General features: G+C 40.9%; 14 protein-coding genes. 5 read left to right on the top strand and 9 right to left on the bottom strand.

What is annotated here, in order from left to right; genetic code table 11:
* Positions 1-24 precede the first annotated feature (24 nt).
* Positions 25-2,319: a 1,4-alpha-glucan branching enzyme gene (glgB, locus tag H6G83_RS27770; RefSeq protein ID WP_190478072.1), complete on the top strand. Its 2,295-nt coding sequence runs from the start codon at positions 25-27 to the stop codon at positions 2,317-2,319.
* 93 nt (positions 2,320-2,412) lie between these two features.
* On the opposite strand, the gene H6G83_RS27775 is transcribed toward glgB, so the two are convergent.
* Both H6G83_RS27775 and H6G83_RS27780 read right to left on the bottom strand, forming a co-directional pair.
* A complete protein-coding gene (locus H6G83_RS27775; RefSeq protein WP_190478074.1) occupies positions 2,413-3,294 on the bottom strand; it encodes an alpha/beta fold hydrolase in 882 nt (293 codons plus the stop codon).
* A gap of 31 nt (positions 3,295-3,325) precedes the next feature.
* Positions 3,326-3,823 (bottom strand): HugZ family pyridoxamine 5'-phosphate oxidase, encoded by a 498-nt coding sequence (locus tag H6G83_RS27780; protein ID WP_190478076.1) that lies wholly within the window; start codon positions 3,821-3,823, stop codon positions 3,326-3,328.
* Positions 3,824-4,033: 210 nt separating this feature from the next.
* Here H6G83_RS27780 and H6G83_RS27785 point away from each other — a divergent pair, with 210 nt between their 5' ends.
* Both H6G83_RS27785 and H6G83_RS27790 read left to right on the top strand, forming a co-directional pair.
* Positions 4,034-5,512: a CIA30 family protein gene (locus H6G83_RS27785; protein WP_190478078.1), complete on the top strand. Its 1,479-nt coding sequence runs from the start codon at positions 4,034-4,036 to the stop codon at positions 5,510-5,512.
* A gap of 75 nt (positions 5,513-5,587) precedes the next feature.
* Positions 5,588-5,929 (top strand): hypothetical protein, encoded by a 342-nt coding sequence (locus tag H6G83_RS27790; RefSeq protein ID WP_190478080.1) that lies wholly within the window; start codon positions 5,588-5,590, stop codon positions 5,927-5,929.
* Positions 5,930-5,990: 61 nt separating this feature from the next.
* On the opposite strand, the gene H6G83_RS27795 is transcribed toward H6G83_RS27790, so the two are convergent.
* Entirely contained in the window at positions 5,991-6,188 is a 198-nt protein-coding gene (locus tag H6G83_RS27795; protein WP_190478082.1) for a hypothetical protein, read from the bottom strand.
* Positions 6,189-6,404: 216 nt separating this feature from the next.
* Here H6G83_RS27795 and H6G83_RS27800 point away from each other — a divergent pair, with 216 nt between their 5' ends.
* Complete coding sequence (locus H6G83_RS27800) at positions 6,405-7,901, top strand: aminotransferase-like domain-containing protein (protein WP_190478084.1); 1,497 nt, start codon at positions 6,405-6,407, stop codon at positions 7,899-7,901.
* A gap of 81 nt (positions 7,902-7,982) precedes the next feature.
* Here H6G83_RS27800 and H6G83_RS27805 read toward each other — a convergent pair whose 3' ends face one another.
* The 6 genes from H6G83_RS27805 to H6G83_RS27835 form a co-directional block, all read right to left on the bottom strand.
* Positions 7,983-8,318, bottom strand: coding sequence for a DUF5615 family PIN-like protein (locus H6G83_RS27805; protein WP_190478085.1), 336 nt, complete (start codon positions 8,316-8,318; stop codon positions 7,983-7,985).
* The gene (locus tag H6G83_RS27810) at positions 8,311-8,622 is read right to left on the bottom strand and encodes a DUF433 domain-containing protein (RefSeq protein ID WP_190478086.1); all 312 of its coding nucleotides are present in this window, start codon (positions 8,620-8,622) and stop codon (positions 8,311-8,313) included. Before H6G83_RS27810 ends, H6G83_RS27805 begins: the two co-directional genes overlap by 8 nt.
* Positions 8,623-8,740: 118 nt before the next feature.
* Positions 8,741-9,475 carry a HEPN domain-containing protein gene (locus tag H6G83_RS35595; protein WP_242044861.1) on the bottom strand — a complete coding sequence of 245 codons (735 nt, stop codon included), beginning with the start codon at positions 9,473-9,475 and terminating at the stop codon, positions 8,741-8,743.
* Positions 9,476-9,768: 293 nt separating this feature from the next.
* Positions 9,769-12,381 carry a tetratricopeptide repeat protein gene (locus tag H6G83_RS27825; RefSeq protein WP_242044863.1) on the bottom strand — a complete coding sequence of 871 codons (2,613 nt, stop codon included), beginning with the start codon at positions 12,379-12,381 and terminating at the stop codon, positions 9,769-9,771.
* 178 nt (positions 12,382-12,559) lie between these two features.
* Positions 12,560-12,958, bottom strand: a complete 399-nt coding sequence (locus tag H6G83_RS27830) for a hypothetical protein (RefSeq protein WP_190478087.1) — start codon at positions 12,956-12,958, stop codon at positions 12,560-12,562.
* A 246-nt stretch (positions 12,959-13,204) separates the two neighbouring features.
* A complete protein-coding gene (locus tag H6G83_RS27835; RefSeq protein WP_190478089.1) occupies positions 13,205-13,858 on the bottom strand; it encodes a DUF3386 domain-containing protein in 654 nt (217 codons plus the stop codon).
* A 102-nt stretch (positions 13,859-13,960) separates the two neighbouring features.
* Here H6G83_RS27835 and H6G83_RS27840 point away from each other — a divergent pair, with 102 nt between their 5' ends.
* Positions 13,961-14,635, top strand: coding sequence for a LuxR C-terminal-related transcriptional regulator (locus H6G83_RS27840; protein WP_190478091.1), 675 nt, complete (start codon positions 13,961-13,963; stop codon positions 14,633-14,635).
* Positions 14,636-14,843 lie beyond the last annotated feature (208 nt).

Consider the following 14,843-nt stretch of genomic DNA (forward strand, 5'->3'; position numbering starts at 1 on the left):
AGTTTATTATTTGTAGGTAGCTTAATGTCCATGACCACGATCGCCCCTGAACAGGTTAACCGCATCGTCTGGAACCAGCATCATGATCCTTTTGAAATACTGGGTTCTCATCCCATAGAACAAAACGGTAAAAACGTTTGGGTTGTCAGAGCCTACCTACCAAACGCTAGTGCAGCTTGGGTAGTTCTCCCAGAACAACGGCAAGAATACCCCATGCAAACAGTACATGACCCCCACTTTTTTGAATGTACTATTGAAACTTCCGAGCTATCGAACTACCAGCTAAAAATTAAAGAGGGAGAGCATGAGCGTGTTACTTATGACCCTTACGCTTTTCGTTCCCCGCGTTTGACAGACTTTGATTTACATTTGTTTGCTGAAGGTAATCATCACCGCATTTACGAAAAACTAGGAGCGCACGCCACAGAAGTAAACGGAGTTAAAGGAGTTTACTTTGCAATTTGGGCCCCCAATGCTCGTAACGTCTCCGTCCTGGGAGACTTCAACCAATGGGACGGACGCAAACACCAGATGCGTAAAGGCCCCACAGGTGTTTGGGAATTATTTATTCCTGAACTAGGAGTTGGGGAGCATTACAAATATGAAGTTAAAAATTTTGAGGGTCACATCTACGAAAAATCTGATCCTTACGGTTTCCAGCAAGAACCGCGCCCTAAAACAGCTTCCATCGTCAGTGATTTAAACTCATACCAATGGAATGACCAAGACTGGTTAGAACAGCGTCGTCATACAGAACCCCTAACCCAGCCCATTTCAGTTTATGAGTTACATTTAGGTTCTTGGTTACACGCTGCTAGTGCAGAACCAGCTAAATTACCTAATGGCGAAACCGAACCTGTAGTTATTGCTTCCGAACTAAATCCAGGCGCACGCTTTTTAACATATCGGGAACTAGCCAACAGGCTCATTCCCTACGTTAAGGATCTGGGATACACTCACATTGAACTCTTACCAATTGCTGAACATCCCTTTGACGGGTCTTGGGGTTATCAAGTAACCGGATACTACGCCCCCACTTCGCGTTTTGGTAAGCCTGAAGATTTCATGTATTTTGTTGACCAATGTCATCAAAACGGCATTGGTGTAATTGTTGATTGGGTTCCTGGTCACTTCCCCAAAGATGGGCATGGTTTAGCCTTCTTTGATGGTACTCATTTATACGAACACGCCGACCCCCGCAAAGGTGAACATAAAGAGTGGGGAACTCTGGTGTTCAACTACAGCCGTAACGAAGTCCGTAATTTTTTGGTAGCGAATGCCCTGTTTTGGTTTGACAAGTATCATATTGATGGCATTCGTGTTGATGCAGTCGCTTCCATGCTCTACCTTGACTACTGTCGCAAACCGGGAGAGTGGCTACCCAACCAATACGGCGGTAGAGAAAATTTAGAAGCAGCAGACTTTCTACGTCAAGTCAATCACCTGCTTTTTAGTTATTTTCCCGGTGTTCTTTCCATTGCCGAAGAATCCACAGCTTGGCCGATGGTATCATGGCCTACTTACACAGGTGGTTTAGGCTTTAACCTCAAGTGGAACATGGGTTGGATGCACGATATGCTGGATTACTTCAGCATGGATCCTTGGTTTAGGCAGTTCCACCAAAATAACGTCACTTTTAGTATGTGGTATAACCACAGCGAAAATTTCATGCTGGCTCTGTCCCACGATGAAGTGGTGCATGGTAAGAGCAATATCATCGGTAAAATGCCGGGGGATAGATGGCAAAAATTAGCAAATGTGCGTTGTTTGTTCACCTATATGTTTACTCACCCAGGTAAGAAAACCATGTTCATGAGCATGGAATTTGGGCAATGGAGTGAGTGGAATGTGTGGGCTGATTTAGAATGGCCTTTATTACAATTTGAACCACACCAACAATTGAAAAAGTTCTTTGCAGAACTGAATAAACTTTACCGTTCTGAACCTGCTTTATACACCCTAGATTTTGCTAGAGAAGGGTTTGAATGGATTGATTGTAGCGATAATCGCCACAGTGTAGTTTCCTTTATCCGACGTGATAAAGACAATGGAAATTTTGTGGTGGTGGTTTGTAACTTCACACCTCAGCCTCATTCTCACTACCGTATTGGTGTACCGGAAAAAGGTTTTTACACTGAGTTATTTAACAGTGATGCTCGTCAATATGGCGGTAGTAATATGGGTAATTTAGGCGGTAAATGGACTGATGATTGGTCAATGCACAATCGTTCCTATTCCCTAGATTTATGTTTACCACCTTTAGGCGTTTTAATTTTGAAGTTGGATAAAGAAGAAACGGCTAAAGCGTTAGGTTCTTAATGTTGGAGGTGGGTATTATCCCACCTTTTTTATTCTTGAGAATCTGCAAGATTATCAAATAATGACTTTATTATTAATAATCTTCTGCCACAATTAAATATAACGCTGCAATAAGCCAATAACTACTTCTGGTAGTTCTAAATGTGGTAGTACTCCTGTGTCGGCGATCGCATAAAATTTCCTAACAACACCAGGGTTTAAGCTAGCCAAGCGCTGTCCTAATTTGACGCTAGTAAATTGTGCTTTCTCTCCCCAAAAAATTACGGTGGGAGTTAGCAATTGCTGCATATACAAACTCAGGTCAAAATAAAGGTCGCCTTTTAAAAAGGATAAGGCTGCAAACTTAGCATTAGGCTGTTGTGCAGAATATAAATAAGCGTCTACCATTTCTTGTGAGATACGTTGCGGTTGTGCAAACAGAAAACTTTGCAGAAAATTTCTCACTGCAAGTTCATTCTCTGCACCCAAGGCATAAATTAAATTATCTAACAAAGGTGTATTAATTACCGAAAGAGGAAGCCTGCGTCCAGCACCTTGACCAAAATCATCAAACCCAGAAGGACAAACTAAATATAATGAATCAAATAAATGGGGTTGGCTAATAGCTAAACGGATAGTCAAAGCCGCAGTTAAAGAAGAGGCGATGACTTTGACTGGTTGATGACAAGTTTGGGTGATGAATTGGGCGATCGCCGTCAGATAATCCTTTATCTGGTAATCTCTTACTGGATGTGCAGACTCTCCCCAACCAATTAAATCAGGTGCGAGAATGCGGTGTGTAGCTGCAAAAGCTGGATATACCTTAGACCATTCGTAAGCAGACGCACCTCCACCAAAATTATGGAGAAACAGTAACGGCGGTAAATTTTCATCAGCATTCAACCAGGGAGCGTCAATTTGAGTATAGTAAACCATTGCTCCCAAGGATGTATGGATGACTTTATGACCAAAGCCAGGCGGTTGAAACTGAAGCATAGGAGGTTAACTGTTAACTGTTGACTGTTGACTATCTTTTGTCACCTGTGATTTGCTCTAGTTTATCTAAGCGATCGCCACTAATGTGATAGATTGATCCAAACCCAATCACAAAACGTCCCTCCTTGGGAGTGAGTTGGAAAATCCGAAAATCAGCCAAGCCACGTAATACTTCAATAACTTGACCATAACGCTCTTGAAATTGGTCTACAATTTGCTTCCAAGTTTCAGACTCGCGCTCAATCAGCCTAGCTGTACAATCAAAGTTTAAACGACGACGTGCAAATATTTGATTAGCCTTTGCTTCATCCTCAATAAACAAAACATTAACATGAGGATTAGCCTCAATATTGCTAGTGTGAGTAGCAAGCCCACTTACATAAATATAAATATTTTTAGCATCATCTATCACAAAGGGAGCATAACTTCCATTTGGAATACCCTCCTTAGATACCGTACTAATGACAGCACTTGCAAACTCTTGAATAAAACCCTCATACTCAGCCTGAGCTTGTTCCAGTTGGCTCATAGTTAGATTTCTATTCGATTAATAATACTCACTTAGAGTATCCTAACGTGCTTCAGTGAGATGATAAGCAGGGAACAGAGAACAAAAAACAGCAGGTAGAAATTCATCATTCTCCCCTACACTCTTTTCCCCTCCTGGGAGGGGCTAGGGGTGGGTTACTCCCACCAATCGCTATCATGTAGCAAGATACTAAATTATGAGGACGCAATTATGACGGATAAAAATCGTTCTCAATGGGACTTAGGTAGGTTTATTGAAACGCTGACTTACTTCGAGGTCATACCTTTTTTGAACTGGGTACAGCAGTTAATTCAGGGTAGTCCCCAGAATTATCAACCTCGAACTGATGGAGACGAGAACATGGGTGTAATTTTAGTAGCTGGTGCAACGGGTGGTGTTGGTAAACGAGTAGTACAGCAACTACAGAAACAAGGTAAGCAAGTCCGCGCCTTGGTGCGAGACATTGATAAAGCAAGGTCAATTCTAGGTAATGATGTTGATTTAGTAGTTGCAGACATTACTAAACCAGAAACCTTAACTTCTCTTGTTATGGCTAACATCCAAGCTGTTATTTGTTGTACAGCAGTACGTGTGCAACCAGTAGAAGGAGACACAGCAGATAGAGCTAAATATTATCAAGGTGTAAAATTTTACCAGCCAGAAATTGTTGGCGACACTCCAGAAAATGTGGAATATCAAGGAGTAAAAAATTTAGTTACAGCAGCCGCAAAATATTTACCAGCAACAACTGAAAAAGTAATATTTGACTTTACACGTCCATCAACAGAGTTAAAAAATATTTGGGGTGCGCTAGATGATGTAGTCATGGGTGGCGTGAGTGCTAGTAATATTCAATTGATAGAAAATGCCGCTTTATTTGCTGGTAATGTTTCTACAGCTAACTCTGGAGGATTCGCTTCTGTCAGAACGAGGAACTTTGACCCGCCATTTAATTTATCCGGTTATGATGGCGTTGAATTGCGTGTCAAAGGTGATGGTCAGCGTTATAAAATATTTCTCAGGACAGACACTAAATGGGATGGATTAGGATATGGCTATTCTTTTGATACTGTTGCTAACACTTGGATAAACGTCCGCATACCTTTTGCCGAGTTGGTTCCTGTATTCCGTGCCAAAACTGTTAAAGATGCGCCACCAATTGACAGCAGTAAAGTCAATTCTTTCCAATTGATGTTGAGTAAATTTGAATATGACGGTGCTTTAAATCCCCACTTCTCAGCAGGCAGTTTTGCACTACAAATAGAATCTATCAAAGCTTACAGTGGAACAAACACACCAAAGTTTATTCTAGTCAGTTCCGCAGGTGTCACTCGCCCTGGAAGACCAGGAATTAATTTAGATGAAGAACCCCCCGCAGTCAGATTAAATGATCAATTGGGTGGTATTTTAACTTGGAAGTTAAAAGGCGAGGATAGTTTAAGAGAGAGTGGGATTCCTTACATAATTATTAGACCTTGTGCTTTAACTGAAGAGGCTGGTGGTAAGGAATTAATATTTGAACAAGGTGATAACATTAGAGGCAAAATCAGCCGTGAGGATGTGGCTGAATTGTGTGTGCGATCGCTACAACAAAAGGTATGTAATCTAACATTTGAAGTCAAGGAAGGTACGAATGTCACCCAATTCCTATATTGGCAGCATTTATTTACCAATTTAAAACCTGACTGATAAATGACACCAAAGAAATAGGGGAGTTGAGTAAATAATTATTTTATCAATTAACTCCCCCAAGGAGTAGATAAAATGTTTCGTAAATGGTTATTTGCAGGTGCATTAATAATTGTCATTTGGTTAGGTTTGTTATCAACTCCAGCATCATCACAGCAAATAGAGTCTCGCATCAACAATTTAGAAGCCGATTTTAATCGCGTATTATCAAGATTAAATCAAATCGAAGGACAACTTAATCAACGCCAACCAGGGTCTTCTTCTAGAACAACAATTACAGTTCCATCTGGTTCTAGAAGAAACTTGTCCCAAACCCAACGGGAGCAAATGTTTGATAGGCTAGCGACTTTAGTAGTGGAATTAAAGCAACAGGTTAATAAATTAGAGACACGAGTTGGTAAATTAGAATCACGCTAAATTTTCAGTTGTCAGTTGTTTTTGCATTGCTACTGACAACTGACCACTCACAACTGACATCTTACCTGTAATAACATTTATCAATCCAAACCCGCATTTCTTCTTCAGAACCGAAACAGGCTGAACGTCCTGTCATAGGGTCATAAGCACGCCAACAATCTGATTCTTGCCATACTTGTAAGTCAGAACTGCTAACCAGCCATGTGTGGAATGTTTGCCAAAGTTTGCGGATTGTTAATGAAAAATTAGATTTATTCATAGTGAAAGTGCCTGATAAATAATCAACTATTACTTTCACTTTCTCCTGATAATTAATAACGCGGAAGGTACAGTTTATCTAGATTTCTACTAGTACAGTCTGGCGCTATGACAACTGTTATAGTCAAAAATAACCGAACTGTACTAGGTAAAATAGACAAAAATCATTTATATTGCGATTATTGATGATTTTTTCCTCATTAATGAGTGCGCCAAGATGAATATTATTTTGGAACGGCAATCACGCAAACCGATTTATTTACAAATCCGCGATCGCATCAGTCATCTTATCAAATCAGGCGCACTCAAAGCAGGCGATCGCCTCCCGTCAATTCGCGCCTTAGCTGAAAGTTTACAAGTCAATAAGCTGACAATTATCGAAGCCTACAGCGTCTTAGAAGCAGATGGAATTATCGCCGCACGTCAAGGTTCAGGGTATTTTGTCAGCAGTGTCACGTCTTCTTGCAGTAACTTAAAGTCTACCTTTTCCCCCGTACAAAACGTAATGATTTTGGAATCATTGGGTAATGGTTCTTATTACGACACATACACACCTTTAATTCATGCACAAACACAGCCTGGAATAATTAATTTTGGTTATGGTTATCCGCCACCACCAAAAGATATTAACCAAATTGCTAGACGCGCACTTAAACAAGAAGACACAGATATTTTATTTCGCTATGATTTACCCCAAGGACAAGTAAATCTATGTAAACAAATTGCCCAGATGCTTGTACAACAAGGATTAGAAGTATATCCTGAAAACTTAATTATTACTAATGGCTCTCAGCAAGGATTGTCATTAGCAATGAATTATTATGTACAACCAGGAGATTGGGTAATTGTCGAATCTCCCACTTATTACGGTGCAATTTCTATCTTAGAAAACTTAGGAGCCAGAATAATTGGTATTCCTATGACGGCTGAGGGAATAAATCTTAACTTATTAGAACAATATTTACGCAGCCATAGCCCAAAATTAATCTACACTATCACCACCTTTCACAATCCTACAGGCTTAACCACAACTCAAGTCCACAGACAACAACTATTAGCACTAGCAGAAAAATACGAATGTCCAATTTTAGAAGATAACGCCTACGAAGGTTTACATTTTGAACCTGTACCAGCACCAATCAAAGCGTTAGATAAACATGATTTAGTAACATATTTAGGTACATTTTCTAAAACCTTACTGCCAGGTTTACGTGTAGGTTATATGGTAGTCACAGGTAAACATTATCCAGCAATTATTGAGCGCAAATTCCTACATGACTTTCACACTTCCAGTATTTCCCAAGCCATAGTCAGCGAATATCTCGCTTCAGGACATTATCGGCGACATCTCAACCGACTCCGCACAGATAACTTGCAAAGTCGCAATGCTATGTTGCAAGCATTAGAACGTTATTTTCCTGAAGAAGCACGATGGACAGTTCCCCAAGGCGGGTTGTTTCTTTGGGTGCAGTTACCGGATGATATTCCTATTCAAACACTGCGTAATGAAGCTTTAGCAGAAAACGTGTTTATTGCTTGTAGTTCGGCATTTTTCCCAGACAAGCAAGGTTATCCTGCAATGCGTTTAACTTTCCGTTTATCAATAGAAGAGATTGAAACAGGTGTAGAAATTGTAGGTAGATTATTGAAAAAGCATATTCGCAGGGGAGTTAAACCAGTAGTTAATTATCAACCACTGGCTCATAGTATTTAGCGATCGCCTACACAAATCCAGCATACCAGTTAAAGTACCCGCACTCACTCAGGTACTTGTACAATATAGGCGATCGCTAGTCTATAAATACTCAATCCATCCGCGCATTTCATCAGGACTCAAAACTTCATAAATCAAAATCAAGCTACGAATTATTTCACCTAAAGAACGAGTATTTTTCTGACAAAAAGCAACTCCCCAGTGAGATGTACTTTGACTTGCCAATCTTAAAAAATCTGTATCATGTGTAACTATTACCCGCCCTTGTTCACAAGCAAACGCTAATTGTACCTCATCTGGTTGTCCAAGTAAGCCCATCTCACGCGCTGTAGTAACATTAATGCCATGACGACGCAAAGCCAAGGCGACATCTGGATCAACATTTTCATCCAAATGAAATTGAATACGGTTACTCACTACCTAATTCCTTTAACTTTGCTTGCAAGCGGGATGGGTAATGAGTCTGCAACGCATGAGAAAATTCTTCATCAGCTTGAATACTTTGATCAATTTCAATTTGATGATCGTAATAATATGCCATAGCTGCATAAACTGAAGCTAAGGAAAGCTGATATTTTCCTGCAATCAAATCTAAAGACTGTCCCATGCGTAAATATAGCGTGGCAATATCAGCAACAGTTATGCGAGTACCTGCAATTCGTGGTTTACCACCTCTAATTCCTGGTGTAATTTCAATATGTTGATTGAGTGTAATTTCCATAAATATATACAATTTGGCTTTGTTAGAGAAACTTTTGGTAATTGCAAAATCTGAGCGATCGCCAAAGGCTTAAGCTTTGCTTATCGCACTCACCTACTTGTACAATATAAGCGATCGCCTATTCAGCTTTTCCTGTAATTTCATTAGGCATAGAGGCAATTACATTTTGATAAACTTCTGTCGCTAATTTATATGCCTTATTTAATTCTCCAGGGGTAGGAATAAAATCTTCTGTTGCTTCCATTGGGTAGCGATATGTTTGATTATACTGACTGAGATATCCTGCTTCTTTTAAAAGAGTGGCAAATTTTGGCTCAAATTTAGAAGCTAATTTGACTAAGCTATTAATGTTGTGAGTATCTCCTGGGTCAGTATCATGAAAAACAAGAAAGCCTTTAAGAGCTTTTTCTGCTCCTTTTTGACAATGATAAATTGCTATATCCGGTAGTTCTGGAGCTAATTTTTGTGCTGCATTCAAATCACGTTGGGCTTTTTCAACCAAAACTGTACCAGAATGCGTTTTGCTTTGTCCATAAAGTAATCTACCTTGTTCTACAATTTTTCTGGTAAGGGATGCAGGCACAGTTTTAAACGTTTCTACATCAGTTCTGGTCTTAATCAAAATATCGACATCTATCATCAAGTCTTCCAGCGAGTTTATTGCTTGCACTCCTAACTCAATGCGGTTAAAGTTTGGTATGTTATCTGGTAATATAATACATAAATCTAAATCACTATACTCATGGGGAGTTCCCCAAGCATAAGAACCAAATAAAATAATTTCTTCAGGTTTTAATAACGCTACTAATCGACGAGTAATTTCTGAGATTAGGGAATTAGTAATGAGTGTCATATTACAACCACAATGTATTCTAATTTCTACAACTAGACTAGTTCAATTATTGAGCGATCGCTACGTCCGCCGTTCGCAAAGTGTCTCGTAGAGAAGGCATCGTACTCATTGACAATTGTAGATTGCCTTTGCTGATAACAGGATGTCACACAAGATGGGAGAGGGCATAATCACGAATTGCGAATTATCTTTTTAGCCAATTGCCACAATAAATAAAACGGTAAAATTATTATCAGTAACAAGAATTGTAAAAATTGACCTAACCATCTTTTCCAAGCTGGGACGGGAGTTAACTAACCTTGCAGAATTGCTAAATTTTTCCTCACTGTTATTGTAGTGGGATGCTCATCCCCTAACACCCGTTGACACATCGCCAAAGCTTCGATGTACAAGGATTCGGCTTGACTTAACTTGCCTTGGCTACGGTAAAGAGCAGCTAAATTGTTCAAACTTCCTGCCACATCGGCATGGTCGCCGACAAACAAGCGCTTTCTCATCGCCAAAGCTTCATCGTACAGGGGTTCGGCTTGATTTAACTTACCTTGGCTATAGTAAAAAGCAGCTAAATTGTTCAAACTTCGTGCCACATCGGGATGGTCGCCCACAAACAAGCGCTTTCTCATTGCCAAAGCTTCATTGTACAGGGGTTCGGCTTGACTTAACTTACCTTGACTATCATAAAGGTAAGCTAAGTTGTTCAAACTTTGTGCCACATCGGGATGGTCGCCCACAAACAAGCGCTTTCTCATTGCCAAAGCTTCATTGTACAGGGGTTCGGCTTGACTTAACTTGCCTTGGCTATAGTAAAGTGCTGCTAAATTGTTCAAACTTAGTGCCACATTGGGATGGTCGCCCACAAACAAGCGCTTTCTCATTGCCAAAGCTTCATCGTAAAGGAGTTCGGCTTGACTTAACTTACCTTGGCTACGGTAAAGTGCAGCTAAATTGTTCAAACTATCTGCCACATTGGGATGATCGCCAACAAACAAGTGCTTTCTCATTGCCAAAGCTTCATCGTATAGGGGTTCGGCTTGACTTAACTTGCCTTGGCTATAGTAAAGTGCAGCTAAATTGTTCAAACTTCGTGCCACATCGGGATGGTTGCCAACAAACAAGCGCTTTCTCATCGCCAAAGCTTCATTGTATAGGGGTTCGGCTTGACTTAACTTACCTTGGCTATCATAAAGTGCAGCTAAATTGTTCAAACCATGCGCCACATCAGGATGGTCGCCCACAAACAAGCGCTTTCTCATTGCCAAAGCTTCATCGTACAGGGGTTCGGCTTGACTTAACTTGCCTTGGCTATGGTAAAGTAAAGCTAAATTGTTCAAACTATGCGCCACATGAGGATGGTCGTCTAAAAATAAAGTTTGACAAACATTGACACATTCTTTGCTCCAAGGTTCTGATAATTGATATAGTCCTTGGCCTTCATAAAATCTTGTCACTCCCACAAATACCCAACTCACTTGATCATGCGGAACTGATGCTGGAGAGATGATTTGTACTTCTGCTACTTGCTTAATTTCGGCAATTATCCTATTTCCTAAGTCTTCAAGATGAGGCACAACATCGCTGAAAAATTCAATATGGTTAGAAGTAGGTGATTGGGGAAGTGTTTGAGCCAAAACTATCATTGCCTTAGCGAAAGTCGTTTCTAAAATTGATTTCATTTCCCCAGACTCAGCTAACTGTGCTTGTAAAAACCACCGCACTAAAGCATGAATCTTATAATATCCTTCGCTGTCTTCTAACTGTTGCAACAAATTACGTTTGTAGAGTAGCTTTTTTGCCTCATTTAATTCTTCCGCTTGTAAACCTATACCTCTAAACTTTTCTTTCTCATTAGGTAATGGCGATGTCACAACCTCTTCATCCGTCGGGGAAACATTAGCAGATTCCTGATTTTCTTCCTCACCTCCACCAGTCGCCACCCACACCACCAATTCCCACAGAATCACCTGGGGAGAAAATAAACTCAAAAATATACCTAATTTTTGCGCCACTGGGTCAAGTTCATCCCATGTTAAAGCAAAGGCGGCTTTAACTCCTAGTTGAGTTGAGGTCAGAGTTTCCCTATCTTGTAAAGCTGCTTCTGTTAATTTGCGTGCTTCCAGTCGCCTTAACATTTCCTCTAGAGATAACTGCAAGTCACCGACTAAATAACCCCCCACTAACTGTATCCCCAACGGCAAATATTCCAGACATTCACATATTTTGCTGGCGGCTTCTGCTTGCTTGTCTACTCGTTTGTCCCTGTTCCCCAAAAGTCGTTTTAACAGTTCTACGGCTTTATCTGGTTCTTTTTCTGGTGAAAGAACATCTAAAAGAATTTCTTGAATAAAATTTGCGTCTAAATTTCGCAGTCGAGTAGTCACCAAGACGCGAAAGCGGTTATCGCTGGGTACAACCTCCCGCAAATTAGCTAAGTCTGTCACATCATCGAAGACAACTAAGATAGGTAAACTAGATTCAGGATATCTCGACCAACACCAAGCAACTTGTTGTTTTAGGGTTAACAGTCTTCCCCCTAATTCTTGGGGAATCTCCAAACCAAGGCTGATAAAATACTCTAAAACTTCCCCAGCCAGATTGCTTGACCTATCATTAAACCAAGCAACACCGTCATAATCATTTTCATATCTTCTGGCGTATTGAATGGCTAACTCTGATTTACCTACCCCTCCCATCCCTGATATAGCCACATAATTACCACGCTGCAAATCTTCATGCAGCAATATTAATTCCTGTTCACGACCAACAAAATGAACAGAACCGCGAGGGATAAATTTTGTCGGAGTTAGCTGTTTCTGCCCTTCAATTATTTGTGTACCAATGTTAACTTGACCACCAGGGGCAACATAAGCACCAACTTTATTAGCAAATTTCCCAAAGTTGTCAACCATAAATGGTTAAAGGTTGCTGTTTGTGTTTATATAATCTGTAAAATCTTTCTCAACTTCTCTGACTTTTCACGGGCTAGAAAACCCCTCTCCAAACCTCTCGCCTGAAAGAAGAAAGACTTTAACTGTTCCCCCTTCCCTGGTAGGGAAGGGGGTTAGGGGGTTAGGTCAACAAATAACTTTAAAACGACATATTTTGAATATTTCCCGTCCCACCAGACATAACTACCTGACCAATTTTATCTGCCAATTTTTGCAGGTTGGGCGTAGCCATAATTTCCGTAAACTTAGGATTTGTTTCTGCTTTGGCTGCTGCGGCTAAATCCTGCACAGCTTGTTTAACTTCCGGGTTAGCCTTTGCCACCGATTCTAGCTCAACTACAGCCTTACCATAATCTAGCGGTTCCTCTGGTGCTTTCTCAATTGCCACTACAATCTGAGGAGAGTGTTTTCTGAGAGTGACAAGAAACTCACCTGTCTTATTCCACAGAGTTTCCCCGACCATTTCACCCGTTCTTTCTAAGGCTTTGGTGGCTACAACAGTCCCAATAGCGATCGCCGCAGTAGTTAGAGGTTCCATGTGCTACTTTCTTCAGGTATATAGTATCTCTTTATTAGCACATGATTTCTCTGTATATTTTCGCAACTCAACAAAAAATTAAGCATAGATAATCCTCGTCACCATAGAGAAATGCGATCGCACCTGCAACTAGTTAATAGGCGATCGCATCTCATAAAAAATTGCCCTAAAACAAAATAAGGGACAAGACCTTGCCTTATCCCTTATTTATCATGAGTAACTAAACTCAAACCTTAAAAATTCAAACTAAGCAGCAGGTTCCAACAATTGAATATTAGAAAAGACAAACTCTTGCACCGATAATTGTCCTCCTGTTTGCGTGCGAATTTCCCGACGATTGAGAATAAAATAACCCCCAACCTTTTCGTATTCATCAACAAAATTACTAACTCCGCCTCTTTGTTCCCCGGTTGCTGGGTCATGATAAACAGAGTCATAGGTGTGAGGCAAATAACCTTCCCCAGTCTCATGAACATCAAAGGTATTGATAGTCACAACCACACCATGAATATGACGGTGAACCAGAGTAACTACATTATTGTGGACTTTATAGCGATCGCCTTCAGCCTTACCGCCCATCAAAATTTCTACAGCACCATTCTCATCAGTCGCACCATAACGGAAAGTGTTTGCACCGTGAGTTTCCTCAAAAGTGCGGCGGACACGGTGAATAGCAATTTCCCAAGCTTGTCCGTGAATAGCTTTCTTAGCTGACTCATCATCTACACCCAGAACTTCCGCCTTGAGTTCCGCATTAACGATGACCTTCCCGGTAATAACCTTATCGTTATCTCTAAAAGTGATATCTGCCGAGTAACCAGGAAAATTCTTATCCCAAGTGTAGCGGTTGTCATAAGCAGCCCGGAAAAGTTCCTGAGCAGAGAGTTGTGTAACTGTCATGTGCTTCTCCTAGCGCAATTAGTTATAGTCGCTTTTTACCTTTACTGGTACTAGCATAGAAGTAATTGTTGAGTCTCGCATAGACCCCAACTGGGTACACTTATGGCTAATACTCTACATGATGTATTTGGTGCGATCGCCAACCTACGTAGTGAGCAAGAATTACAACCAACGCTCATGGATAAGATTGGTGAATACTTTGGTGTGCAACGTTGGGGCATATATCTAATAGATAATGAAACAAAAGCAGACACCAAAGCGCAAACCATCCCCGCCGTCTGCTTAGAAAGCAACCCCGTAGGCCGCTACGTAGTTGAGCGCCACGCCCCCGCCCACGAACAGTTAATACTAACCCCAGAAGACTGGAAAGACTTCTGCCCACGCCACGACCACGGCCACGTCATGACCGGGCCGATAATTTGTGATGGTCGCCTCATCGGTACTATCAACTTCGCCCGCGACAAAGGCAAACCAGCCTTTACCGCCAACGACCTAGCCGACCTCAGCGCCGTTTGCATCCATCTATCAACCAAACTCTCCACGCTCAAAACCAACCCCACAATATTCAAACCATCAACATCCAATCCCCTAACACCGCGCGAATTAGAAATAGCCGAACTAGTAGCCCAAGGACTAACCAACGCAGAAATCGCCGAAAAACTGTGGATTACTCAAAACTCCGTCAAACAAGCCCTCAAAAGAATGTTCCGCAAACTAGGAGTCTCAGCCCGTGCCGAAATGGTTGCCAAACTACAAGACTTATTAGTTCATAAATAAAAATCTTAGAGGCTGTAAAGCTTGTAAATCATGACTTACAGCCTCTTATACTCACAAATCTTGAAAAAACATTGATTCACCTCTTGACGCTCCTAAAAAAACTCGCTATTCTAGATAAGTGTCAAGGCGAGACAGCCAAGACAACCGAACCGAGAAAAAAGAATACTTTGAAAGCTTAAACAAAAAACCAATCCTCGTCAAACAAATT

This window comes from Anabaena azotica FACHB-119 (assembly GCF_014697625.1).
Lineage (GTDB): Bacteria > Cyanobacteriota > Cyanobacteriia > Cyanobacteriales > Nostocaceae > Trichormus > Trichormus azoticus_A.

What these genes read in the sequence shown, in the direction of transcription:
- glgB (WP_190478072.1), top strand. Translation starts at nt 25, where the DNA reads ATGTCCATGACCACGATCGCCCCTGAACAGGTTAACCGCATCGTCTGG.
- H6G83_RS27775 (WP_190478074.1), bottom strand. Translation starts at nt 3,294, where the DNA reads ATGCTTCAGTTTCAACCGCCTGGCTTTGGTCATAAAGTCATCCATACA.
- H6G83_RS27780 (WP_190478076.1), bottom strand. Translation starts at nt 3,823, where the DNA reads ATGAGCCAACTGGAACAAGCTCAGGCTGAGTATGAGGGTTTTATTCAA.
- H6G83_RS27785 (WP_190478078.1), top strand. Translation starts at nt 4,034, where the DNA reads ATGACGGATAAAAATCGTTCTCAATGGGACTTAGGTAGGTTTATTGAA.
- H6G83_RS27790 (WP_190478080.1), top strand. Translation starts at nt 5,588, where the DNA reads ATGTTTCGTAAATGGTTATTTGCAGGTGCATTAATAATTGTCATTTGG.
- H6G83_RS27795 (WP_190478082.1), bottom strand. Translation starts at nt 6,188, where the DNA reads ATGAATAAATCTAATTTTTCATTAACAATCCGCAAACTTTGGCAAACA.
- H6G83_RS27800 (WP_190478084.1), top strand. Translation starts at nt 6,405, where the DNA reads ATGAATATTATTTTGGAACGGCAATCACGCAAACCGATTTATTTACAA.
- H6G83_RS27810 (WP_190478086.1), bottom strand. Translation starts at nt 8,622, where the DNA reads ATGGAAATTACACTCAATCAACATATTGAAATTACACCAGGAATTAGA.
- H6G83_RS35595 (WP_242044861.1), bottom strand. Translation starts at nt 9,475, where the DNA reads ATGACACTCATTACTAATTCCCTAATCTCAGAAATTACTCGTCGATTA.
- H6G83_RS27825 (WP_242044863.1), bottom strand. Translation starts at nt 12,381, where the DNA reads ATGGTTGACAACTTTGGGAAATTTGCTAATAAAGTTGGTGCTTATGTT.
- H6G83_RS27830 (WP_190478087.1), bottom strand. Translation starts at nt 12,958, where the DNA reads ATGGAACCTCTAACTACTGCGGCGATCGCTATTGGGACTGTTGTAGCC.
- H6G83_RS27835 (WP_190478089.1), bottom strand. Translation starts at nt 13,858, where the DNA reads ATGACAGTTACACAACTCTCTGCTCAGGAACTTTTCCGGGCTGCTTAT.
- H6G83_RS27840 (WP_190478091.1), top strand. Translation starts at nt 13,961, where the DNA reads ATGGCTAATACTCTACATGATGTATTTGGTGCGATCGCCAACCTACGT.